General features: G+C 67.1%; 24 protein-coding genes and 1 pseudogene. 11 read left to right on the top strand and 14 right to left on the bottom strand.

All coding sequences use genetic code 11. The features are described 5' to 3' along the window. The first annotated feature begins 40 nt into the window (after positions 1 to 40). Positions 41 to 946, top strand: a complete 906-nt coding sequence (gene dapA, locus U5775_RS21145; protein ID WP_322060034.1) for a 4-hydroxy-tetrahydrodipicolinate synthase — start codon at positions 41 to 43, stop codon at positions 944 to 946. A gap of 3 nt (positions 947 to 949) precedes the next feature. Here dapA and U5775_RS21140 read toward each other — a convergent pair whose 3' ends face one another. Next, positions 950 to 1,786, bottom strand: coding sequence for an IclR family transcriptional regulator (locus tag U5775_RS21140; protein WP_322060033.1), 837 nt, complete (start codon positions 1,784 to 1,786; stop codon positions 950 to 952). Positions 1,787 to 1,869: 83 nt separating this feature from the next. Between U5775_RS21140 and U5775_RS21135 the strand changes: the two genes are divergently transcribed. Next, positions 1,870 to 3,015: an alpha-hydroxy acid oxidase gene (locus tag U5775_RS21135; RefSeq protein ID WP_322060065.1), complete on the top strand. Its 1,146-nt coding sequence runs from the start codon at positions 1,870 to 1,872 to the stop codon at positions 3,013 to 3,015. Between the two features lie 12 nt (positions 3,016 to 3,027). On the opposite strand, the gene U5775_RS21130 is transcribed toward U5775_RS21135, so the two are convergent. From U5775_RS21130 to U5775_RS21105, 6 genes are all read right to left on the bottom strand, one after another. After that, positions 3,028 to 3,780 carry an Asp/Glu racemase gene (locus U5775_RS21130; RefSeq protein ID WP_322060032.1) on the bottom strand — a complete coding sequence of 251 codons (753 nt, stop codon included), beginning with the start codon at positions 3,778 to 3,780 and terminating at the stop codon, positions 3,028 to 3,030. A gap of 39 nt (positions 3,781 to 3,819) precedes the next feature. Further along, positions 3,820 to 4,959: an FAD-dependent monooxygenase gene (locus tag U5775_RS21125; protein WP_322060031.1), complete on the bottom strand. Its 1,140-nt coding sequence runs from the start codon at positions 4,957 to 4,959 to the stop codon at positions 3,820 to 3,822. Positions 4,960 to 5,058: 99 nt separating this feature from the next. Beyond that, on the bottom strand, positions 5,059 to 6,723 hold the full coding sequence (locus U5775_RS21120; RefSeq protein WP_322060030.1) for an AMP-binding protein: 1,665 nt from the start codon (positions 6,721 to 6,723) through the stop codon (positions 5,059 to 5,061). Between the two features lie 22 nt (positions 6,724 to 6,745). After that, positions 6,746 to 7,627 carry a VOC family protein gene (locus U5775_RS21115; protein WP_322060029.1) on the bottom strand — a complete coding sequence of 294 codons (882 nt, stop codon included), beginning with the start codon at positions 7,625 to 7,627 and terminating at the stop codon, positions 6,746 to 6,748. Between the two features lie 83 nt (positions 7,628 to 7,710). Next, positions 7,711 to 8,991 carry an alpha/beta hydrolase gene (locus U5775_RS21110; RefSeq protein WP_322060028.1) on the bottom strand — a complete coding sequence of 427 codons (1,281 nt, stop codon included), beginning with the start codon at positions 8,989 to 8,991 and terminating at the stop codon, positions 7,711 to 7,713. Between the two features lie 184 nt (positions 8,992 to 9,175). Beyond that, the gene (locus U5775_RS21105; RefSeq protein ID WP_322060027.1) at positions 9,176 to 9,898 is read right to left on the bottom strand and encodes a TetR/AcrR family transcriptional regulator; all 723 of its coding nucleotides are present in this window, start codon (positions 9,896 to 9,898) and stop codon (positions 9,176 to 9,178) included. A 280-nt stretch (positions 9,899 to 10,178) separates the two neighbouring features. Here U5775_RS21105 and U5775_RS21100 point away from each other — a divergent pair, with 280 nt between their 5' ends. The 3 genes from U5775_RS21100 to U5775_RS21090 all read left to right on the top strand — a co-directional run bounded on the left by U5775_RS21100 (position 10,179) and on the right by U5775_RS21090 (position 13,423). After that, positions 10,179 to 11,054, top strand: a complete 876-nt coding sequence (locus U5775_RS21100; protein WP_322060026.1) for an alpha/beta fold hydrolase — start codon at positions 10,179 to 10,181, stop codon at positions 11,052 to 11,054. Between the two features lie 151 nt (positions 11,055 to 11,205). Then, complete coding sequence (locus U5775_RS21095) at positions 11,206 to 12,285, top strand: porin (protein ID WP_322060025.1); 1,080 nt, start codon at positions 11,206 to 11,208, stop codon at positions 12,283 to 12,285. A gap of 133 nt (positions 12,286 to 12,418) precedes the next feature. Then, positions 12,419 to 13,423, top strand: coding sequence for an SDR family oxidoreductase (locus tag U5775_RS21090; protein WP_322060024.1), 1,005 nt, complete (start codon positions 12,419 to 12,421; stop codon positions 13,421 to 13,423). 57 nt (positions 13,424 to 13,480) lie between these two features. On the opposite strand, the gene U5775_RS21085 is transcribed toward U5775_RS21090, so the two are convergent. Next, positions 13,481 to 13,981 carry a universal stress protein gene (locus U5775_RS21085; RefSeq protein ID WP_322060023.1) on the bottom strand — a complete coding sequence of 167 codons (501 nt, stop codon included), beginning with the start codon at positions 13,979 to 13,981 and terminating at the stop codon, positions 13,481 to 13,483. A gap of 363 nt (positions 13,982 to 14,344) precedes the next feature. On the opposite strand from U5775_RS21085, the gene U5775_RS21080 reads away from it, so the two are divergent. Next, entirely contained in the window at positions 14,345 to 15,193 is an 849-nt protein-coding gene (locus tag U5775_RS21080; protein ID WP_322060022.1) for a universal stress protein, read from the top strand. 1 nt (position 15,194) lies between these two features. Next, positions 15,195 to 15,566, top strand: coding sequence for a DUF1488 domain-containing protein (locus U5775_RS21075; RefSeq protein WP_415913620.1), 372 nt, complete (start codon positions 15,195 to 15,197; stop codon positions 15,564 to 15,566). Positions 15,567 to 15,588: 22 nt separating this feature from the next. On the opposite strand, the gene U5775_RS21070 is transcribed toward U5775_RS21075, so the two are convergent. The 6 genes and pseudogenes from U5775_RS21070 to U5775_RS21045 all read right to left on the bottom strand — a co-directional run bounded on the left by U5775_RS21070 (position 15,589) and on the right by U5775_RS21045 (position 20,250). Next, a complete protein-coding gene (locus tag U5775_RS21070; RefSeq protein ID WP_322060021.1) occupies positions 15,589 to 15,798 on the bottom strand; it encodes a DUF3564 family protein in 210 nt (69 codons plus the stop codon). A gap of 144 nt (positions 15,799 to 15,942) precedes the next feature. Next, positions 15,943 to 16,731 carry a helix-turn-helix domain-containing protein gene (locus tag U5775_RS21065; RefSeq protein ID WP_322060020.1) on the bottom strand — a complete coding sequence of 263 codons (789 nt, stop codon included), beginning with the start codon at positions 16,729 to 16,731 and terminating at the stop codon, positions 15,943 to 15,945. Between the two features lie 13 nt (positions 16,732 to 16,744). Next, positions 16,745 to 17,152 (bottom strand): response regulator, encoded by a 408-nt coding sequence (locus U5775_RS21060; protein ID WP_322060019.1) that lies wholly within the window; start codon positions 17,150 to 17,152, stop codon positions 16,745 to 16,747. A gap of 274 nt (positions 17,153 to 17,426) precedes the next feature. Continuing rightward, positions 17,427 to 18,452, bottom strand: coding sequence for an Acg family FMN-binding oxidoreductase (locus tag U5775_RS21055; RefSeq protein ID WP_415913619.1), 1,026 nt, complete (start codon positions 18,450 to 18,452; stop codon positions 17,427 to 17,429). 74 nt (positions 18,453 to 18,526) lie between these two features. After that, positions 18,527 to 19,316 (bottom strand): annotated as a pseudogene (locus tag U5775_RS21050) (universal stress protein). A gap of 58 nt (positions 19,317 to 19,374) precedes the next feature. After that, a complete protein-coding gene (locus tag U5775_RS21045; protein ID WP_322060018.1) occupies positions 19,375 to 20,250 on the bottom strand; it encodes a universal stress protein in 876 nt (291 codons plus the stop codon). Positions 20,251 to 20,504: 254 nt separating this feature from the next. Between U5775_RS21045 and U5775_RS21040 the strand changes: the two genes are divergently transcribed. The 4 genes from U5775_RS21040 to U5775_RS21025 all read left to right on the top strand — a co-directional run bounded on the left by U5775_RS21040 (position 20,505) and on the right by U5775_RS21025 (position 22,728). Beyond that, on the top strand, positions 20,505 to 21,254 hold the full coding sequence (locus U5775_RS21040; protein ID WP_322060017.1) for a beta-ketoacyl-ACP reductase: 750 nt from the start codon (positions 20,505 to 20,507) through the stop codon (positions 21,252 to 21,254). Positions 21,255 to 21,359: 105 nt separating this feature from the next. Further along, positions 21,360 to 21,794 (top strand): BON domain-containing protein, encoded by a 435-nt coding sequence (locus U5775_RS21035; RefSeq protein ID WP_322060016.1) that lies wholly within the window; start codon positions 21,360 to 21,362, stop codon positions 21,792 to 21,794. Then, on the top strand, positions 21,716 to 22,159 hold the full coding sequence (locus tag U5775_RS21030) for a universal stress protein (RefSeq protein WP_322060015.1): 444 nt from the start codon (positions 21,716 to 21,718) through the stop codon (positions 22,157 to 22,159). The genes U5775_RS21035 and U5775_RS21030 overlap by 79 nt, the downstream gene beginning before the upstream one ends. Before the next feature lie 44 nt (positions 22,160 to 22,203). Further along, a complete protein-coding gene (locus U5775_RS21025; RefSeq protein WP_322060014.1) occupies positions 22,204 to 22,728 on the top strand; it encodes a hypothetical protein in 525 nt (174 codons plus the stop codon). Positions 22,729 to 22,772 lie beyond the last annotated feature (44 nt).

The following is a 22,772-nucleotide window of genomic DNA, read 5'->3' as shown; positions in this document are numbered from 1 at the left end:
ACTCCTGAACTCCTGAACCGATCGACCTGAGAGCCTTCGCATGATCACTTCGCAACATTTGCGCGGCATCCTGCCCGCCATTCCGACTCCCGTGCATCCCGACGACACGATCCATGTCGATGCGGCCCGCAACCTGCTGCGGTATTTGCTCAAGCAGGGCATCGACGGCGTGGTGCCACTTGGCGGCACGGGCGAATACGGCGCGCTCTCGCGCGCGGAGCGCGTCCGCATGGCCGAGCTCACGGTGCGGGAGACGAATGGCAGCATCCCCGTGATCGCGGGCGTGCTCGACCCCGGCTATCACGACGCGATGCAGGCCGGCCGCGATTTCGCGGCGGCGGGCGCCGACGGTCTGCTCGTGCTCACGCCGTATTACACGAACCCGACGCAGCAGGGCATTCGCGACTATTACCTGCGCTACGCGGACGAGTCGCCGCTGCCGATCCTGATCTACGAGATTCCTTACCGGACCCGCATCTCTATCGCGCCCGAAGTGCTGCACGAGCTTTCGCGTCACGAGCGCATCATCGGCATGAAGGCCTGCAACACGGACATGTGGCATTTCCTGCGTACGGTCGCCGGGGTCGACGATTCGTTCGCAGTGCTCAGCGGCGAGGACACGTTGTTCCCCCTTCATGTGGCGTCGGGTGCGAAGGGCGGCATCGTCGTCACGGCCACGCTGCTGCCGAGCGCGTGGCGAATGATTCATCAACTGGCGTCGGAGGGCCGCACGCAGGAGGCGCTCGAACTGCACCGGACGCTGATTCCGCTCATGAACCTCGCGTTCGCGGAAACCAATCCTGGCCCGATGAAAGCGGTGATGGACCTGATCGGCGTGAGTGCGCCGGACATGCTGGCGCCGCTAGTGAAGCCCGATCCCGCGCTGGCGCAGCGCCTGCGCGGCGAGCTGGAAAAGCAGCTCGCCGTATTCGAGCGCAACGCCTGAGCGTCAGCGCTGGTAGAGCGGGAGCCGCGCCTTCGAGATCGAGGTCGCGGCCACCTGGACATGCTTGGCCAGTTCGGCTTCGGCGCGCTCGACCGACCAGCGTGTCGTGGGCACCGCGATATTGATCGCGGCGACGGCGGTGCCGCCGTGATCGGTGATGGGCGCCGCGACGGAAATGTCGCCGAGCACGGTTTCGTTCTCGATCACGACGTAGCCACGGCGCGCGGCGAGACGAATGCGTTCGAGCAGCTTTTCCGGCTTGATTTCGGTGTAGTGGGTCATGGGTTCGAGCCGGGTCTGCGCGAGGATCTGTTTGACGCGCGCCTCGGGCAGCCGCGAGAGGATCGCGATGCCCGACGCCGTGAACATGGCCGGCAGGCGCGCGCCCACCACGATGTCGACATTGACGAGGTGGCGCCCCGGAAAGCGCGCGACGAACACGATCTCGTGCCCGTCGAGTTCGAGCAGGTTGGTGGTTTCGCCGAGATGGCGGCTGATTTCGAGCAGGTAGGGCGACGCCTTGTCGATCAGTTCGTTCGCGCGAATATAGTTGTACGAAAACTGCAGCATTTTCGACGTGAGGCCGTAGCTGCGCGTATCGGGCACGCGAGACAGATAGCCGAGCGCTTCGAGCGTATGGACGACGCGCTGCGTCGCACTGCGATCGAGTTGCGCCGCGCGCGCGATATCCACGAGCGTCATGTGCCGGCTCGGACCGTCGAACGCATGGAGCACGCGAAAGGTCTTTTCGGTCGAGCCGATGAACAGCGACGAACGGGCAGGCGCCTCACGGTCCGCTGCTGCTGCTTTGCCTTGCGCCTTGGAGTCGGTTTTTCGCATGATGTCTGGGCCGGGATATCGTTTTTCGATCGTTGTAATTGTATTGCAATCGTCTTGATCGAGGGGGCCATTTGGCGAACCGGATGTTGGCTTGTGTCGATGATTATCGGGCGGCGGCAAAGCGGCGGCTGTCGCGTATTGCATTCGACTATCTGGAGGGCGGCAGCGAGGACGGCGGGGCGCTGCGCCGCAATCGCGACGCCTATGCGCAATGGCTGGTGCGCCCGCGGGTATTGACCGATGTTTCGCAGTGCTCAACGGCGGTGTCGCTATGGGACCGCGAGATGGCCGCGCCGATGGTGGTCGGTCCCACCGGACTCAATGGCCTGCTCTGGCCGAAAGCCGATGAAATTCTCGCGCGCGCGGCAGCGGACGCGGGGCTGCCGTTCGTCTTGTCGACCGCATCCACGTCCTTGCTGGAGTCCGTGCGCGCGGCCGTGCCGGACGGCGAGCTATGGCTGCAGCTCTACGTGCAGCAGGACCGGCGCATTGCCGAGGACATGATGCGGCGCGCGACGGCGGCGGGTTTTTCCACGCTCGTGCTAACCGTGGATACGCCCGTGCACGGCATCCGCGACCACGACGTGCGCAACGGCTTCCGGCTGCCGCTGCGTCCGTCCGCGCGCCTGCTAGCCGATTGCCTCGCGCATCCGGGCTGGTCGTGGCAGATGCTCGCGCATGGGTCGCCGCAACTGGTGAACATCGCGAAGAGCGTCGGGGAGGCCGCGAACCTGATGCGCCACGCCGCGATGCTGAGCCGGCAGATGGACCTCACGCTCGGCTGGTCCGATATCGGCTGGATACGCGGCCATTGGCCGGGCAAGGTGCTCGTGAAAGGCATTCTGAGCGTCGAGGATGCGCGGCTCGCGCGCGAGGCGGGCGCGGACGGCATCGTGCTTTCGAATCATGGCGGCCGGCAACTGGAAAGCGCGCCCACGTCGATGGACGTGCTGCCGGCGGTTGCGCAGGCGGTGGGCGGCGATCTGCGGATTTTCGTCGACGGCGGCATCCGGCGCGGAGCGGACGTCGTGAAGGCCGTGGCGCTCGGCGCGTCGGCGACGCTGCTTGGGCGCGCGCCGCTGTATGGCGTCGCGGCGCGCGGCAAGTCCGGTGTGGACGATGTCCTCCGCATCCTCAAAGCGGAAATCAGTACAACGATGCGTTTGATGGGCTGCCGCAGCGTCGAGGGCCTGACGCCGGCCAGCGTCGAATTCATGCCTTCACGATAGGGCAACGCAGCTTCAGGCCCCCTGCAACAGCGCCCCGGCGCCCGGTGCGACCGGAGCCAGATCCAGATGCTCGAGCATCCGCCGCACCGTGCACACCGCGGTGGACACCGTGGGAATCCCGGTCTCGTCCTGAATGCGCTGAATGGCCGGCAGCGACGGCATCTGCACGCACGCGGACGCGACGATCACGTCGACGTTGCCCGTATTCAGGCGCTTCACGTCCTCCAGCAATTGCAGCGGGTCGCGGCGGCCGACTTCGAGGTTGTCCGGAATCTCGAAGCAGATCGCATCGACCACCTCGATCCCCTCATGTTCGATGTACTGAACAACGAGATCGGTAAGCGGCTTCATATACGGCGCCATCAGCGCGATGCGGCGCGCGCCGAGCGTCTTCAGCCCGTCGATCAGCGCGCCGGCCGACGTCATCACGGGCGCGAGGCAGTGGGCGGCGCGCGCCGCCCCGGTCAGCTCCCGCTCGGTCTGCCGGTGGTAGCCGAGACCCATCGCCATGATCGCGACGAGGCACGCGGTGCTCATCACGTCCACGCGCGCGTCGGCCAGCTCGGCGGCGCAGCGCAGTCCCTCCTTGTTCATCGCCGTCAATTCCTCCTTCGTTACCTTGTGCATGCGCATCCGGCTGGAGTGGAAGGTGAAGCGTTCTTCGGGGCGAATCGCCTCGCGCGCGTGGAGCATGGCGGGGATCTCGGTCTCCATGGTGGTATTGGAGCTGGGCACGATCTGCCCGATACGATAAAGCTGGGTCACGGTGTGTCCCTCGGATTGACGTGAAGGGTAAAAGCCTTTTCAGCGGCCTGCGCCATGCAGCGCCTCATAGGCGCGAGCGAAGTTCGGGTCGCGCTGCTTGAGATCGGCGTGCTCGACCTTGCCGGTGCGGCGCATATAGTCGTAAGCGAAGCTCACGGGATCGAGATGCATTTTGTCGGCCACGTTCTCGTACCAGTCGAGGCTTTTCGCAGCGGCGCCCTGGAAGGTCGACGACGCGGGACGCCGCTCCGTTTCGAACGCCGTGAACGCGGCGGAAAGCTCGCGGGGATGTGCGGCCAGCGCGCGGTGCAGCGCGATGGCGTCCTGCATCGCCATGCGCGTGCCGGAGCCGAGCGAGAAGTGCACGGTGCGCAGCGCGTCGCCGAGCAGCACGATGTTGTCGTGGCTCCAGCGCTCGTTGCTGACGATATTGGCTTCGAACCAGAGCGAACGGTTGGTCAGCAGCTCGTTGCTGCCGAGTTCGGGCCGGAACACCTCGGCGCAGAAGCGGTGGCTCTCGTCTTCGGTCGCCTTGTCGAGCCCCGCGCGTTGCCAGGTATCGGGGTCCGTTTCGATCAGGAAGGTCGAAAGCTCGGGGCTGTACTGGTAGCTGTGCGCGATGAAGATCCCGTGTTCGGTCTCGCGGAAGATCAGCGAAACGGGATGAAAGCGCTGGTGCGTGCCGTACCAGGCGAACTTGTTGCGGCGCCTCACGAAACTGGGACGAAAGTGATCGGCCAGTTGCATGCGTATCGCGCTGTTGCCGCCATCGGCGGCCACCAGAAGGTCGCAGTCGGCCGCGAGCGAGCGCGCATCGTCAATGCGGCGCCCGTATTCGATGCGAATGCCTTCGCGCTCGCACGCACGTTGGAGCACGCGCAGCATGTCGATGCGCGAGGTGCGCGAGAAGTGATTGCCGTGCACCTGCACGTGCGTGCCGCGGTGGACGATCTCCATGTAGTCGCAGCGCTCGTGGTGAGCGATGAATTCGTCGAAGAAGGCCGGGTCGGCGTCCTTGAGGAAGGACAGGCCGACGTCGGAGAACACCACGCCCCAGCCATAGGTGGCGCCTTCGGCATTTTGCTCGTAGATGCGGATCTGGTGAGACGGGTCGTTCTTCTTCGCAAGCAGTGCGAAATACATTCCGGCGGGGCCGGCGCCGACGATATCGATCTTCATGATAAGGAATCCTGAACGGGGGGTGTTATCAGCGGCCGCAGTCGCGCTTACAGTCCGGCGCCTCGCGCAAGGCGGCCGATTCGATGAAACCTCGCGCGCTCATTGTTTCGTCTCCTGGTCGAGAATGCCGGCAATGACGCGCTTCATCGCCGGCTTGTCCACTTTGCCGACGCGCGTGACCGGGAACGCTTCAACCACCTCGACCCGCTCGGGACACTTGTACTTGGCGAGCCCTCGCTCGACGAGAAATTGCGCGAGTTCCCGAACGTCGGGCGCAGGCATGCCGGGGCGCGGAATGATGAAGATGCAGCCCTTTTCGCCGTAGAACGGATCGGGCATCGGCACGAGCTTCGCGTCGGCCACCGCGGGATGCTGGCTGACGTGGCTTTCCACTTCCTCGCAGCCGATCTTCTCGCCGCCGCGATTGACGTTGTCGCGCAAACGCCCCTCGAACGCGTAGTGGAGCACGCCGTCCACGCGGTGCGCGCTCACCATATCGCCCGTGCGATAGAAGCCATCGGACGTGAACGCCTCGGCGTTGGCCTCGGGATTGCCGACGTAGCCCGTCAGCGTGGAGGGGCCGCGAAAGCACAGTTCGCCCATTTCGCCCTCGGGCACCGGGCGCTCCGATCCCGGCTCCAGCAGGCGGACTTCGTCGTCGGTGCAGCCCGAGCAGCCTTGGCTCCGATGCCGTGCGTCGGCGGGCGCGTCGGCCGGCGAGCCGAGCAGCAGGCCTTCGGTAATGCCATAAAGGTTCGAGCACGGCACGCGCAGATGCGCTTCGAGCGTGTCGGCGCGGCTCAACGTGGCGAACAGCTTCAGCGACGACAGATCGTGCTGCGCGATGTCCGGATAGGCCAGCAACTGGGGGGCGATGGGGCCGATCGAGAGCGCGTGCGTGACGCGGTGCTGGCCGATCAGGTTCAGCATGCGCGCGATGTCCACCCTCGACATCAGCACCACGGGCGTGCCCGTCATCGCGGCCGGAATCAGCGCATAGAGCTGGCCGGCGTTGTGCATGAGCGGCAGCGACCAGATCAGCCGGCTCTCGGCATCGACGCGATAGCGCCGCATCCAGCCCGCCGAATGCCCGAGGTACTCGGCGTGAAAGCGCGGGATGATCTTCGGCACGCCCGTGGTGCCGCCGGAGAGCTGGAAGCTGAGCACGTCCGAAAGCCCGATGCGCACGCGAGCCAGGCGCTCCCGCGCTTGCGCGAGCGGCATGGCGTCGATCAGCGCCTGCATGCTGCTCGCGCCGGCGCGCTCGCCGCGCACGATGACGAGATGTTCGAGCAAGGCATGGCGCGTCATCATCGAAGCGGCGAAGGCCGGCAGGTCGAAGCTCGTGCCGAAGTCCGCCTGCACGAAGTAGCCGCGCGCGCGGGACTGCTCGCTGAGCTGGCCGATCTCGACTTCGCGGTGCTGCGGCAGCGAGCAGACCGGCACGATGCCGGCCTTGAAGCAGGCCAGCAGCGCAATCGCGGTCTCCACGGTGGTGCCGAGCTGGAAGATGGCGCGGTCGCCGGGTTCGAGCCCCAGCGTCAGCAGCGCGGCGCCGAGGCGCTCGGTGGCTTCGTCGAGCTCGGCGAAGCCGATGCTGCGTTCGTCGCCAATAAAAGCCGCGCGTTGCGGATAGCGGAGGGCCGTCGCGCGCAGCGCGTCGCCCACGGTGCTGGCGATCCAGGCGCCGCTCGCGAGCGCCGCTTCGGCGCGCGCCTGGGTCGGGTAGACCACGTCGTCAATCGGGTATGCAACATTAGTCATTGTCGTCTCCTCCGGCCCGCGCTCAGGCTTGTGCCGGCGCGATGCGCAGGACGTCACGGTCGAAACGCTCGATGCGCCCATGCACGCCGCCGGTGAGCATGCCATACCAGAGGGCGGGCTTGAAGCCGAGCGCCTTGCGTTCGAATTCGAGCGCGCCATCGGCTTCGATCAAATCGTACTCCTGACCTTTAACGACGCGGCAACCGGCATGCTGCTCCGCTGCGCGCACCAGCGGCGCGAACTCCTCCACGCGGGGGACGGCGATGCGCACCGGCGCGCGGGAAGCCACCCCGTGCCCGGCCAGCAATTCGGCCTTGCGACTCCAGATTGCGTCCACGGTATCGAGCGGACGTTCGCCGGCGCGTGCCGCGTCTTCGAGCGCCATCGCGGCCTGGAGCGTCAGCGAGGCGTCGGTGGCGTCGAGCGCCGTCAACGGACGCAGCTTGTGCGTGAACTCGACGAAATAGCCATTGGGGTCGCGCACGTAAATCGACTCGATCACTTCGTGCCGCGTTTCCACCGAGACGTCCAGCCCGTGCGCTTCGAGGCGTTCCTTCCAGGCGCGCAGTTCATCGGGGCCGTTGACGAGCCAGGCGGTATGGGTGGCGTCGATCACGTGATCGTCGGGCAGCGGACGCGCGGCGGCGCGCTCGTGCATGCCCGCGGGTTCTTCGCTGCCGAGGTAGTAGAAGAACGCGATGGTGCTGCCGTTGCCGCTATCGAAGAAGAAATGCAGGAAGTCCGGGTGCGTGGCCGGTCCCCAGCCGCGCGCGGAGATCACGTGGATCAGCGGCAGACCGAGCTTGTCGCGATAGAACTCGACGGTCTCGCGCAGGCGCCAGGTGGGCCGCGCCGTGTGGTCGACGCCGCGCAGCGTCAGGGGAGCAAGGTCGGGTGCAGACATGGTTCGTTGTCCATGAGAAAGGGGAATGGCGAGGGAGGGGCGCCGCGGGCGCCACGAGTATCGGGTAGTGGGCTAGCTCCGGCTCAATGCGGGAACTGCTCGCGCAGCCATTGCGCAACCAGACGGCCGGCTTCGAGCCGCCCCGGATCTTCACCGGCGGCCAGCGCGCGGCCGTGATGGTCGCCGCGCACGCGCAGGTGGCGCTTGCCCGGCGCACCAAGGGCATCGACGATGCGTTGCACGTCGCCGGGAAAGCAGGCCTGGTCGCCCGTGTATTCGACGACGAGCGTGGGCTGCGTGATGGCGGGCGCCGTCTTCGCGAGCGAGGCGTTCGACGAGAGCGCCGACCACGTGGACAGCCAGCTTTCGGGCGTGCACTGGCGCGCAAAGCCAACCGCGCCGTAGTTGGAGGCATAGGGATCGGCGCCCCAGAGCGAGCCGAACTTGCGCTCCGATGCGTCGAGCGTGAGGTCGAAGCAGCGCGGGTCGGCGTCGGTGCGCCAGACGTTGAAGATCGGCGTGTGGCCCGCGATGCGCCGGTCCTCGGGCGTGGCTGCACGGCCTTCCGCGGCGGCGGCTTTCACGCGCTGGCGCGCCGCCTGGCGGCGCTCGATCAGCGCGCGCGCGTGCTCGTCGATACGCGCCACGCGTGCGCGCTGCGCTGCGCGATACCGCTCGATGAATTCGGCGCCGTAGCGCGTGCCGCCCTTGCCCGCATAGCCGTTGGCCGGCGAAAGCGGATCGAGCGAGGGATCGACGGACAGCGGATCGTTTTCGTCGCTCACGCTCGGGTCGATGCAGTTGAGCAGCAGCGCGCCCTGGCCCGGGTGCGGGCCGACCAGCACGAAGCCGTCGACGGCCGGCATGTCGAGCTCGGCCAGTTGCGTGGGCCGTCCGCCCGGCGTGCGGGCGATGCGCTGTGCGCCGGGCAGCGCGGACTGTTGCGCGTACAGCGCATAGAGCCCCGCGCCGCCCGAATTGCCGAGCAGCACGATGCGCCGGAAACCCGCCGCCCGCAGATATTGCAGGCCGGCGGCCACGTCGTGCAGCGCGAATTCGTGTTCGAGCCGCAGGTCGTTGCCCACCGAGCGCGGCGATTGCGACCAGGCGGCGTAGCCGGCGCCCACGATATCGGGGATCAGGTAGTGGCAGGCCATGAACTCGCGCGGGTGCATGACGCAGACCACCGTGTCGGTGGGCGTCGACGGACGGTAGAGCGAGCCGCCCGTGGCCGCCTGATCCGCGGTGCGCAGCACGACGTTGGTGGTGAGCGTGCCCGGCGGGACATCGCGCGGGTTCCAGTCGGTGTTGAGGAAACCGGCGGTCGCCTGGGTGGCCGGCTGGTTGGCGGAATGGTCGTTCATCGTACGAATCGCGCGCGGGCGCTCCTGTCATTGACGTTGAGTCAATGCTAGGCTCATTAGACACATACGTCAAATTATTTGACTTAAGTGTTAACGATGATCCGGACGTGTCAAACGCGCGGCGCGGCGAGGGCGGTGGACCTTACGGTTGCTGCCGCGGTCGATATCGGCTGCCCGCGAGGCTTCATCCTTTCTTCGGGCGCCGGCCTTTCAGGTGGCCTTCCATCGCATCGAGGGCGGTGCGCATCTGGGCGAGCGCGCTGTCGAGCGTGGCGGCCGGGTCGCGTCCGTCCTGCCCCGACGCGACCGCGCGCAGCCCGAGCTCCGCGATCTCGGCGGCGATCTCCTCGGCCGATACATCGCCATCGGGATCGAACCACCACGCACACCAGTTGCACATGCCGATGATCGAAAACGCCGCCACGCGGGCATGGGTCGCCCGAAATACCCCCTCTTCCATGCCGCGCGCGACGACCCGCACGAAATGATCGAGCACGGTCCGGCGCGCCGCTTCGGCAGCCGAGCGATGCGGCTCGGGCAAGCTGCTTTCGCTGCGCTCCACGACGCGAAACTGCAACGGATGAGACAGGATCAACCCGGCGTGCTGCTCGATCAGTTGCCGCAGCGCCTCGTCAGGCGGCAGGTCGCCCCGGCGGGAAACGGTTTGCGCGAGCTGGCTGGCCTTTTCGGTGACCTCGTCGGTCAGCGCAATCAGGATCAGTTCCTTGCTCGCGAAGTAGTAGTAAAGGGCGGTGCGCGTCACGCCGACCGCGTCGGCGATGTCGTTGATGTTGGTGCCGGCGAACCCCTTCTCGATGAACAGCAACGACGCGGCGTCCAGAATGGCCTGGCGCTGCGAGTCGTTGCGCGTCGGACGTGCTTTTGCGGGGGGCGATACCTTGCTCATGGTTTCCCTGGTTTGACTTGAACATGCGTTGCGCCGAGGTCATGCCGCCGGGCGCCGCTTTCGGGCGCTCGTTATTGTAAGACCACGGCCCGCCAGCGGCGCGCCACCGGGGCACCGTCATCGGGTTAACTACAACGTCAATTTATTTGACACTAACGTCTACTCGCCATAGCATTGGCCGCATCGATTCGAGGTCGTTGCGCACCGGCTGGCACATCGGGAACGCTCCCGGGACAATTCATAAGGATTACCAATCATTTAAACCCATGACGGAGACGAAATGATCGACTTGACAGTGCGTTGCAAGGACGGAGTGGACTTTGTCACCGGGCGCTTCCAGCCCGCGCTGGAGGTTCCCGCCGCTGAGGATTACCCGCTCGTCGTGGCCATTCATGGCGGAACCTATACCGACGACTATTTCCATATCGAGGGATATTCGCTGGCGGCGCGCGCCGCTGCGCTCGGCATTCCCATCTTCACGGTGAATCGCCCCGCGTATGCGGACAGCGTGCGCAAGGAGAAACTCGATTGCTCGATTGCGGCTAACGCAGCGCTGCTCAACGATGCGCTGTCCGGGTTGTGGGAGACCCGGCGTGGCAACGCGCGCGGCATCTTTCTGATCGGCCATTCGATTGGCGGTGCGATTGCCGTTCAGATGGCCGCGCTCGAGAAGTCGTGGCCATTGCTCGGCCTCTCGATCTCGGGCGTTGGCGTGCGCGAGCCCGAACCGGTTCTCGAGCAATGGCGATCGCTGCCGCCCGACGAGCTGATCGCGATCCAGCCGGAAGCCAAAGACCACTTGATGTACGGTCCCGCGCAGACTTATGTGCCAGAGGCGCAGCGCGCCGCGCATCGCGCGGATCATCCCATGCCGAGACAGGAATTGCTGGACATCGCTTTCGAGTGGCCACGGCTCCTTCAGGAAGCGGCACCGCGCGTCGACGTTCCCGTTCACTACCGGCAGCCGGAATTCGACAATCTTTGGGTCGTGAACGAAGCCGAGGTTCAGGACTTTGCGTCCCGCTTCGTCAATGCGCCGTTGGTCGATGCCCGGGTGTTCAAGGGCGTGGGCCATAACATCGACTTTCACCGGCTCGGCGGCGCTTTCCAGCTTCAGCAGCTTGCTTTTGCGCTGGCCTGCAGCGTTCCTCGCTGAGCCATCGGCGCACGCGAAGGCGCGCGGGTTCCGCGCCTTCGCTGCTGCAATCTGATTCGCTGACGCATCAGCTTGTTGAACTGGTCGAAGCCATAGCCCTGGCGAAAATAGTTCGAATTCCTTAATTAAATTAAATAGACAGGAGACGTAGATGGAGGCTGGTCTGAAATTCTCCCTCAAGGGAACGGCGCTCGCACTGGCGTGCTTGATGATGGGCGGCATCGCCCACGCCCAGAGCAGCGTGACGCTCTATGGCATCGTCGATGGCGGATTGCTCTACACGAGCAAGACGGCGAGCGCGAACGGACAGAACGCAGGGCATCAGTTCTCGGCCATCGACGGCGGTAATCTGCCAACCCAGTTCGGATTGATGGGAACCGAGGATCTGGGGGGCGGCCTCAAGGCATCCTTCAAGCTCGAAAGCGGCTTCAACGTGATGAACGGCGGATTCAACAACTCGAACGGCAATATCTTCGGGCGTCAGGCTTACGTCGCGCTGGAAAGTCCGGCAGGGCAGGTGGCGCTCGGCCTGCAGTTCTCGCCGTTTTTTCTGGCCATTCTCGATACGGACCCGCGCGGTTTTTCGCAATTCGGCAGCGGTCTCGTGAGCTATGTCGATAATGTCCTCGGCACGGGCGCATTCAATGCCAATGCCATTTCGTATTCGAGCCCGAAGCTCTATGGATTTCAGGCCAGCGCGATGCTGGCGCTGGGCGGAAGCGCCGGCAATTTTCAGGCAGGCCGTCAATACTCGGCGAGCCTCAAATACCAGAACGGCGGTCTGCTGATCAATGCCGCCATCTATTCGGGCAACGGCGGTGGCACCGTTGCGACGCCGGTTCCGACCACGGTCGCGTTCTGGGGACGCACGATTGGCGCGACATATAACTTCGGTATCCTGACTGCCAAGGCGCAATTCGTGAACTACAAGGTTGCGCAATCATTCGACGCCAATATCTATAGCGCGGGCCTGGACAGCTACGTCACGCCGCAACTCGATCTCAATGGCGGCGTCTATTACACGACGGACCGGAATCATACGGAGAATCATTCGATCATGGGCGCGGTCGGGGCGACCTGCAACCTGTCCAAGCGCACGGCCGTTTATGTCCAGGCCGGCGTTGTCGATAATCACGGGACGATGAACACCGGCCTCTCCCTGAACGGCGCGCTCTATGGCGTGCGGGGCACGACCGTTGGCGCGAATGTCGGCGTCAGGCATCTGTTCTGAGCTTGCGGTGTTGAAAGGCGCGGCGCTGTCCGTAATCATCCTGTTTCGAACGGCGCGCCGCGCGGCCAGGCGAAGCTGCCTGGCACGCGCGATGCGCGCGCACGGAGGTCATCACGACTTTCCGGAGCGAGTCATGAAATCAGACGAGGTGTCCTCATCGCGTCGCAACTGGATGCAAGCCACTGCCGCCGGCGTATTCGTCGCCGCCATGCCCGCGATGGCGGACGAGACGAACGCGCCGGCGAGCGCGGGCGCAGCGGCGCTGCGCGATCCGCGAAACGGCTACCCGCATCCGCCTTTCCCGGCGCAGCAGCAGCCCTGGCCAGGACTCGCGGGGCGCATGACGCCGCGTCCCGATCATGGCGAAACGAGTTATCGCGGCAGCGGCAAGCTGACCGGACGCCGCGCGCTGATCACGGGAGGCGACTCGGGCATCGGCCGCGCAACGGCGATCGCGTTCGCGCGCGAGGGCGCCGACGTGGCGATCGTCTATCTCCCTGCAGAGGAACCCGATGCCCGCGAAGTCGTGCAACTGATCCAGGCGGCGGGGCGCAAGGCGGTGCCCATTGCCATCGACATTCGCAGCGAGGCCGCATGCCAGTCGCTGGTCGAGCGCGCGGTCTCGGAGCTCGGCGGCCTCGACATTCTGGTCAATAACGCGGGGCGCCAGCACAGCCACGACTCGATCCTCGACATCAGCACCGAAGACTTCGACTGGACGCTGAAGACCAATCTTTACGCGCTGTTCTGGATCACCAGGGCCGCGATTGCGCATATGCCGCCGGGCGCGGCGATCGTGAACACGGCGTCGGTGAACGCCTACGATCCGGCGCCCAATCTTCTCGACTACGCGATGACGAAAGCCGCGATCGCGAACTTCACGAAGGGGCTCGCGAAGCAGATGATCAAGCGCGGCATTCGTGTCAATGGTGTCGCGCCGGGGCCGTTCTGGACCGCCTTGCAGGTCAGCGGCGGTCAGACGACCGAGAACGTGCAGAAGTTCGGCGAGCAGGTGCCGTTGGGGCGGCCGGGCCAGCCCGCCGAGATCGCGCCGATCTATGTGGAGCTGGCCTCGGCGCAGTCGACTTATGTGACCGGGCAGATTTACGGGGCGTCGGGCGGGGCGGGTAATCCGTGAACAATCCGTGAACTCAGTCGCCAAGCGCGCAAACGACGGCGCGCGCCACCCATCGGGTCATGCAGTGACGCTGGCGGGGCGATCGTCGGGCGCCTTCGCCTCGTGTGCGCCCGCCCGCGCCGGCACGAGCAGCACGGGGCGGCATACGCTGCGCAGCACGCGCTCCGCGACGCTGCCGAGCACGAGCCGCCGCACGCCGCGGCGTCCGTCCGTGCCCATGACGATCAGGTCCGCGTGCCAGTCGGCGGCAACGCGCTCGATGCACTGCGCGACGTCCTCGACGCCGAGCTCGACTTCGGCGGTGCGCGGCGCGCCTTTCACGCCTTCGCGCGTCATCCGCGCCTGGGCGTCGGCGCTCACGATCCGCCCTTCCTCGACATAGGCGTCGCGCACGATCGACGGATCGAAGCCCGGCACGTCGTAGGCAAGCACCGGCATGTCGATCACGTAGAGGGGCTGCAGCTCCGCGCCACTGTCGCGCGCGAGCCCGATCGCGGCATCGAGCGCGGTGGAAGCGGTCGAGCTGCCGTCGAGGGCGACGAGAATGCGGGAAAACATGGTGGGCCTCCAGGCTCGATTGGGGTGGTGAATGGCTTCGAGTCCAGGAACGCGCGCCTCGTCACACTTGATTTAAATCAGGCTCTGGTTTGGCCCGTAAAAAGACAAAAAAAAGCCGAGTCACAAGCGTGCGGCCCACGCAGGACATTGAGGCAGATCAATCGCGAAAATCCGGGCGTTCCTGGATTGGAGATGGCGCGCGCCGCTGCGCGCGGTGCGCATGATGGGGCGCAGGCCCCGGCGGCGGCACGGTCAGGCGAGGGCCGTGCGCGAAGGCCGGCCAGCCCATACACAATGCACAATGTGCCGCAATGTGCGTGCGCGCCTTTCCGGCGCCACGCGCATTGCACCAGGGAGACAACCATGAGGCGTTCGGCCAGTTCATCGACGAATACACCGTTCGTCGCGCCGTTCTTGCGCATCGTCGTCCTGATGACGGGGCGCGAGCACGTGGCTTCGCTGCTCGACTGCGTGGCCGGCTGGGCACGCCATGGCGCGCGCGTGCGCGTGGCGGCCATGACGCTCGAGCCTGCGGAGGGCGATGCGGGCGCGCGCGCCGCGCAAGGCTTCTCCGGACGGATCGTGCTGGCGGCCACCGCCGACGCGGCGTGCGAGATGCTCGGGCGGCGCGGCATCGACGCGGACCGCGAGATCCTGGAATGGGGCGAGGGCGACGGGCAGGAAGCGTTGGCGCGCGCGATGCGCGCATGGCAGGCGGATCTCGCGATCGGCGCGCCGTCGAATCCGGTCGCGCTCGCGGGGGCGGCGGATCGTTCCGTGCTCGTGCTGCCGGAGCCGTTCGCGCACCGGTGCCGGGTGCCGCCGCAGCGCATCTTCGTCGCGAGCGACGGGGGCGCCGCGTCGGCCGCGGCGGTTCGGGAAGCGGCGCGCGTTGCCGTGGCGGGGGCGGCGATCCGCGTGGGCTATCTGGCCTGCGATCCGGCGGCGGCGCGCCATCCCGAGGACTTCGATGCACTGGTTCTAAGTGCGAGGCACGAGGGCGATGCGGCTTCGCAGGCGATCGTCGAGGCCGCGCTGCGATGGCGCGCCGATCTTCTCGTGCTTGGCACGCACGGCGGTGGCGGCGAGGGCGGGGGCTGGCGCTTTGGCAGCGTCGCGGCCGAGGTCGCGCGACGGACCGTCGTGCCGCTGCTGCTCGTGCCGCAACCTTCGGAGCACACGCTCGTCGCGGCCGGGAACGGGATTCATTGAATTGATATGCGTCAACGGGCGCCGGGCGCCGGACCTTATCCTGAATTCAAGCTTCAGGCGCACGGGTGAGGAGGCTCTCGTCATGAACATTTCGTTTCCCCGCATGGCTCCGCGCTATGACTCGGAGGCCTTCGCGCTCGTGTTTCCCGCCGAAGTGAATGGCGCGCGCATTGAATGCGGCATTACCGCCGAAGCGCTCGAGGATCATTTCGGGGCGTTGTCGATCCGCGAGACGGATCTCGTCGATGCGTTCCGCGCGCATCGTGGCAGCCACGCTGATCGAAGCCACGCGCGGCGCGCCGGTCCTGCTGCACAGTGGCGTGTTCCGCGTGTGTGGCGAATGAATGACGCGTACCGGAAAAGGATCGGGTGATCCCGATTCCGTCCGGTGCCTTCTAAACCTCGTCCGCGAACAGCCCTTCCTCGGGCACACAAGCGGTTTCATCGACGCACTGCACGTGCCAATCGCCAGAGACTTGTTCGCCCGCACCGCCATGCCATTGCGCGCGGCCATGCTCGCCCTCGAACGGGCCGCCGGCCGCGCCCAGGCGGCGGAAGTCGCGGCGGGAACGGGTTTGCAGGCCATGAGAGGTCTCCTTGCGCATCGGGCATGCCGCGAAGGGCGGTGGCCCTGGCTCATGCTTTTCATGCTCTCATTGGCTGGCGCTGCGCCGTTGACCTGAGTCAATCGGCAAACGACGGCGCCCGATGTTCCGGGCCGTCTCGCGTGGTCCCGAGTGGTCTGCGGGTCAAACGCGCGCGAGGCCCTCGGCGTCCACGATGCGGATCTGCTTGCCGCTCGGCTCGACCAGGCCGTCGCGATGAAAGCGCGAGAACATGCGGCTCACGGTTTCGAGCTTCATGCCGAGAAAGCAGCCGATTTCCTCGCGGCTCATCTTCAGGTTGAACTGCGCGCCCGAGTAGCCGCGCGCCTTGAAGCGCTCGGCGAGATCGAGCAGGAAGGCCGCGAGGCGCTGCTCCGCCGTCGCCGTGCCCAGCAGCATCATGAGGCTCGATTCGCGCACAATCTCGCCGCTCATCAGCTGGTAGAGATGGCGCTGCATGCGGCGGCTCTCGCGGCACAGCGACTCGAACTGGCTGAACGGAATGATGCAGACGGTGCTGTCCTCGAGCGCGATCGCTTCGCAGTTGTGGGTGCCCGAGCACAGGCCGTCGAGTCCGAGCGGCTCGCCGGGGATATGGAAACCGGTGACCTGCTCGCGGCCGTCGCGATGCATGACGATCGTCTTGAACGAGCCCGTGCGCACGGCGTAGAGGCTCTGGAACGCGTCGTGCGCGCGAAACAGCGCCTCGCCGCGACGCACGTGGCGGGTCGTGAGGACGACGGTGTCGAGTTGCTGGAGCTCGTCGGCCGTGAGGTCGGACGGCATGCAGACCGCCCGCAGCGAGCAGGTGGAGCAGCGTGAGGCGGCGCGGCGCGGTGCATCCTCCCGCACGGCGGCCTGCAGTGCGATCACGGACCGGCGCAGCGGCGCCGTCGCGGGCAGGGAGGAATCGCAAGCGGGCTCGGCATACATGGCGGTCTCCAGTTCAGCGCGCGGCGTGCGCGCGCTCTTTCACAAGCGCTTCGATGGTGTGGCAGGCGGCGTCGAATTCGGACGTCTTGTCGAAGAAAAAATCGGCGCCGGCCCGTTGGCAGGCCGCCCGGAACGGCGCGGCTACATGGTTCGTCAGCACGACCGTGACGACGGAGGGCTGCTCGTGCGAAAGCCGGGCGACGAGCTCGATGCCGCTGCCCTCGGTCAGTCTCAGATCGACCACGGCGACATGCGCCCCGCTCGTGGCGATGGCGCTGAGCGCGGTGAGCGCATCCTCGGCCTCGCCGACCACGCTTACATCCGCAATGGCCGAGAACGCCTCGGCGATTCTGCGGCGCACGGGCGCCGCATCCTCGACGAGGAAGACGTGCAATTTCGGACGGGTCAGATCGGCTTTCATGGAGCCAGTATCGGCGACGCCATCTCAAAAAAATATCGGCGACGGTGGAATCCAGCGTACGCGGAACGGAAGGCGTGTAGGGCAATTCCTACAGATATGCGACGCGGTGTCGCTCGCCGATGTGAGGATGCGCGGCCCTGTTGCGCGAGGCGTCTCGCGCATTCGAGCGGGGAAATCGGCGATGTCGGGTGACGAGGCGCGTGTTAGCGCGCGCGGGTGCGGGCCGCTGCGAGTTGGCTATGTGTTTATTCGTGGCCCGGCGCGTGGCGCGCTCCTACGACACGACCTCATCGAGCGGACGGCGCGGCGTCGCCGCAGCGGGCGTGCCGTGGCCGATGCGCAGCAGGATCTGCGGAAAAAACCCGTCCGCGAGTCCACTCAGCGCGCCGAGCCGGGGCCGCAGCGCCGGCACCTCGATGGGCTGGTTCAGGTACGAGGCGCACAGTCCATGCAAGGTCGCGAGCAGCAGGACGCGCTCGAGCGCCTGGCCCGTCGCGAGCCACGCCTGCGCGTCGTCGACGCCGGTCGCGAGGCACAGCAGCAGCGGCGAGCCCGCCGCCAGATCGCGATGCGTGGCGGCGACGCCGCCGCCCAGATCGAAGGTCCGGATCGCCGACGCCACGAGCGGCGTCGCGAAGTCGAGCAGCGGCCCGAGCCCCGCGGCGTAGGCGGGCATGCCGTCGTCGGTGCGGCGCGGGTGGATCCATTTCGCGAGCTCGCGCCGGAATCCGGGGTTGGCGAACTGCTGGCGGTCCGCCTCGGCGACGAGCTCGGCGATCGCATTGCGCGGCGCGTCCGCGCTCACGCAGGCGATGTCGACGCCTTCGGCGCGCGCGGCTTCCTTCAGATGCTGCTCGACGCTGGCGTCGACGGGCTCCGGCGAGAACGGCTGGCGCGTGGTGACGCGCTCGTGAATCGCGCTCACGAGCGCCGCGAGCTCCGCACCGATCGCGCGGCCGTGGAGCAGGCGCACTTCGGCGAGCAGATCGGGGTCGGCGCTCGACGGGAACAGCGTGATCGCGTAGCCGATGCCGAGGCTCGCGAGCGCCACCCGCAGGTTGAAGAGCGCCGCGCCGCAACTGATGACGAGTTCGCGGTCGTAAGGGTCCACGACCGGCAGCGCGCGCAGCCGGTCCGCGCACAGCAGCACGCGATCCGCGCCGAGCACGAAGCGCCACGGCTGGCTGTTGTGGCTCGACGGCGCGAGCGTCGCATGACGCAGGGCGAAGCGCAGCGCGAACTGCTGCGTTTCCTCGTGAGTGCGGCTGTCGGCGGCGCGCGCGCCGGGGTTCTCGTGCATGGCCCGTTTCCTGGCGGAACGTGCGCGGCGGCATCCAGCATGCGCCGCCGCGCCACGGTGAATCGGAGGCGGTATCAGTGAGACATCAGGACCGGCAGCGTCATGGCTTCGAGCAGCGTGCGCATACGCGAGCGCCACCAGCAGGTCGGCGCGCAGGTCGCTCGCGCGGCTCAGCAGCGCGGCGCCCGTTCCGAGTCCCGATGCACCGGCGCTTTCGTGAAACGATGCGCTTACGCCGTGCAGGTCGAGCCATGCCGCGGCGTCCATCGCTTCGGCTTCGGCGCGCGCGGGATGGCTGACGCGCTGCGGGGCGACCACCTCGATCGAGACATGGTCGGCGCGGCGCAGCAGCGGCAGGGCGTCCGAGGCCGCGCGCGCCGCTTCGCGGCTGCCGTCCCACGCGATCAGGACGTTGCGCGCGAATGCCGGGAACGCGCCCGAATGCGGGACCACGATGGCGGGCCGCGCGGCGCTCATCAGCAGATCCGTGACGAAGTCGCCCGGTATTGTGATGGCGGGATCGGCGCTGTCGTGCTGGCCGAGCACGAGCAGGTCGGCGTGGCGCGCGTGCAGCGTGGCATCGGCGATGCCGATGGCGCCGGTGCCGTCGCCGGGCTGCGGCGCACGCCATTCGACGATGCGGTCCGCGCGGGCGCCGGCGTCGAGAAACTGCGCGCGCGCCCGCTCGCTGCGTTCCTGCGCAGCCGATGCGTCCTCGGGCGAGGGCGTGCGCGCATGCGGCGCCGGAACATAGAGCCCGACCAGATGCGCGTCGAAGCGCCCCGCGAGTTCGAGCGCGAGCGCAAGACGCACCGTGCAGCGCGGCGAGTCGTCGAGGTGGACGAGCAGGGTCTTGTAGCACATGGCGTTTTCCTTCGACATCAGTCGGAAAGCTCGCACGCAAGCGGCCAGTAAGGCACGCTCAATGCGACATCAATACGGGAACCTGCATCGCGCCGAGCACGGTCTGCGTCACGCCGCCGAGGATCAGCTCCTTCCAGCGCGCGTGCCCGTAGGCGCCCATCACGACCAGGTCGCAGCCGGTCTTGGCGGCGCGCGCGAGCAGGGCGTCGCCGACCGGGACCGTGGGCGGCGGATGCAGCTCCGTGACCTGCACGTGGAGCCCGTGGCGCGCGAGCACGAGGCCGATGTCGGCGGCCGGGATGCGGTCTTCGTTCTGGTGCGCGAGCGCGCCGTCCTGGTGCGTGGGCGTGAAGGTCACGAGCTCGGTTTGCCGTGCGAGCCGCATGAACGGCAGCGCGTCGTGGAGCGCGCGCGTGGCGGACTGGCCCGCATCCCAGGCGACCATCACGTGGTCGCCCACGTGCGCAAATCCGCCGCTGGCGGGCGAAGACACGGGCGGCACGAACGGCACGAACAGCACCGGCCGTCCCGCGCTCAGCACCACGCGAGCCTGAAAGCGGTTGCTCAGCGATGCGTCCACATCGGCGGGATTGCTCTGGCCCAGCACGATCAGGTCTGCGAAACGTGCGCGCGCGAGCAACTCGTGCTGCGCGTGGGCCGCCGTGCGCCAGGTGCCTTTGAGCTCCATCTCGGCGAGGCGCGAGAAAAAGTGATGCTCGAGCGCGCGGCGGCATGTTTCGTGCTCGCGATGGCATTGCGACCAATACTCGGCGTCGAGGATGAACGCGTAGGCCGCGTCGTGCTCCGGCACGGCGGGCGCGAACAGCGCGCTCAGATGAGCGCCGTGCCGCTTCGCCACGTGCAGCGCGACATCGAGGCGCGTGCGCGCAGGTTCGCTTTCGTCCAGATGAACGAGGATGCTGCGGTAATTCATGATCGGCGCTCCACGATGGACGGGACACCGAAGCGATGTTCCGTGCGGCTCAGTGTGGGCGTCCACGCCGGTTTTCGATTGACTTGAGTCAAGCGTGCGCGGGCGTCGGCGCGGCCAGGTTGCAATTGATGCACGTCAATCGCGGGGAGGGCGCGGCCCCTATAGTTGAGCCACTCTGGTTGAGCCACCTTGGTTGAACCCCATTCGACCGCGCCGGTTCGCGGCCGGTCGCCACTTTGCGAGGAGAAGTTGCCATGCGCAGCGAACGCGTTGCTTTTGTGAGCGGCGGGATGGGCGGCCTGGGCGCCGCGATCAGCCGCAGGCTGCATGACGCCGGCCTGACCGTCGCGGTATCGCATTCGGAGCACAACGATCACGTGATGCGCTGGCTCGACGGCGAACGCGCGGCGGGGCGCACGTTCCACGCGTTCGGCGTCGACGTGGGCAGCTACGATTCGTGCGAGGAATGCGCGCAGCGAGTGCTGGCGCAGTTCGGCGCCGTCGACGTGCTGATCAACAACGCCGGCATCACGCGCGACGCGAGCTTCATGAAGCTCACGAAACGCGAATGGGACGAAGTGATGCACACCAATCTCGACGGCGCCTTCAATCTCACAAAGCAGTTTCTCGCCGGCATGGTCGAGCGCCGCTTCGGCCGCGTCGTCAACATCAGCTCGGTGAACGGCTCGCGCGGCGCGTTCGGGCAGACCAACTACGCGGCGTCGAAGGCCGGCGTCCACGGCTTCACGATGTCGCTCGCGCTCGAAGTCGCGAAGCACGGCGTGACCGTGAACACGGTGTCGCCCGGCTATCTCGCGACCGCGATGGTGGAAGCGGTGCCGCAGGACATCCTCGAAAAGCGCATCCTGCCGCAGATTCCGCTGGGCCGGCTGGGCCGTCCGGAGGAGGTGGCGGCGCTGATCGCGTACCTGTGCTCGGACGACGGCGCCTTCGTGACGGGCGCGAACTTCGCCGTCAACGGCGGCATGCACATGCATGGATGAGCGTGCGGCCCGCCATGCCAGTTGATGCAGATCAGTCGAGCAACAACGCCTCATGCCACGCTGGGTCCGACGGTCCGCGTTGGACCGGATTCGACGGAGGCGGCAATGAAGACCGATTTGCAGCTCAAGCATGACGTGGAAGCGGAACTCGAGTGGGAACCGGCGGTGACGGCGTCGAATATCGGCGTCGAGGTCAAGGACGGCATCGTGACGCTCTCGGGGCATCCCGCGAGCCTCGGCGAGAAGATCGCCGCGGGGCAGGCCGCGCAGCGCGTGGGCGGCGTGCGCGCGCTCGTGGTCGAGCTCGACGTGCATCTGCCGGGCGAGGACCTGCGCACCGACGAAGACATCGCGCACATCGCGCGCTCGGTGCTGCGCTGGACGGCCGGGCTCAGCGAGGACGCCGTGCAGGTCCAGGTCGAGCACGGCCACGTCGGGCTCCGGGGCGCGGTCGATTACGCGTGGCAGGCCCAGACCGCGGTGCGCGCGATTGCGCAGTTGCGCGGGCACTCGCCGAGGCGCTGCGCGTCGCTCGCCTGACGGGCGCGCAACTGTGCGTCGCGCACGTGATCGACGTCGTGGCGCCGCTCGGCATGGGGCTGACCTATGTGCCGGCCGATCTGATCGCCGCGTATCGGGAGGAGGCCAGACGGCTGCTGGAGGTCGCGCGCTCCGAAGCGAAGGCCGTGGGCGTGAGCTGCGAGACGGAACTGCTCGAAGTGCAGGCCGTCACCGACAGCGTGGCCGACTGCCTGCACCGCTGCGCCAAGCGCGTGGGCGCGCAGCTCGTCGTGCTCGGCACGCATGGCCGGCGCGGCATGAGGCGCGCCTTCCTCGGCAGCGTGGCGGAGGCGTTCGTGCGCGAAGCGGATTGCCCGGTGCTGCTCGTGCGCGACGACAAGTGAGCGACGTGAGCACCGAACGAAACTGAATTGATCAGGAGAATGAAATGAAAGACATCCCTCAGAGTGTGCCGGTCCAACCGGAATCCCCGCTGAGCATGGGCACGCGCGCGGTGCAGCTTGGCTTCGATCAGTTCGAGGCGGCGCTCGGGCTGCACGCGAAGCGTCTCGAACACGACCGTGCCGCCGCGAAACATGCCTGTGACGCGTTCATGCAGATGCGCCCCTACGACATGACGACCTTCGCGCAGACGTGGCAGACGCTGATGCGCGAGTACCTGGCCGCGAACGTGGCCTTGTGGGAGCAAAGCCTTGGCGCGGCGGCGCAGAACCAGGCGGCCTATGGGGCGCTGCTGCGCGACACGGTCCTCAATATGGAAAAGGCCTGGATGCGCGGCGTGCCGGCGAGCATGACGGGGACGGCCGGGGCCGTGCCGCAGGCGGGGGACTGGTTCACGTACCTCGGCCGGTTCGCGAGCGCGCTGCCGAATGGCATGAATGGCGCGACTGGCTCGAATGGTGAAGTGCGGGCCGTGCAGCCGGAGCATCGCGGCGCATCGGCGGGCGCCTGAGCGCGATCGACGCGGCGCGCAGGTCTGCTCCGAATGCGCGCCGC

This window comes from Paraburkholderia sp. J63, assembly GCF_905220245.1.
Lineage (GTDB): Bacteria > Pseudomonadota > Gammaproteobacteria > Burkholderiales > Burkholderiaceae > Paraburkholderia.
The sequence above is the reverse complement of the archived record's forward strand: the minus strand, read 5'-3'. Positions and strand labels throughout refer to the sequence as shown.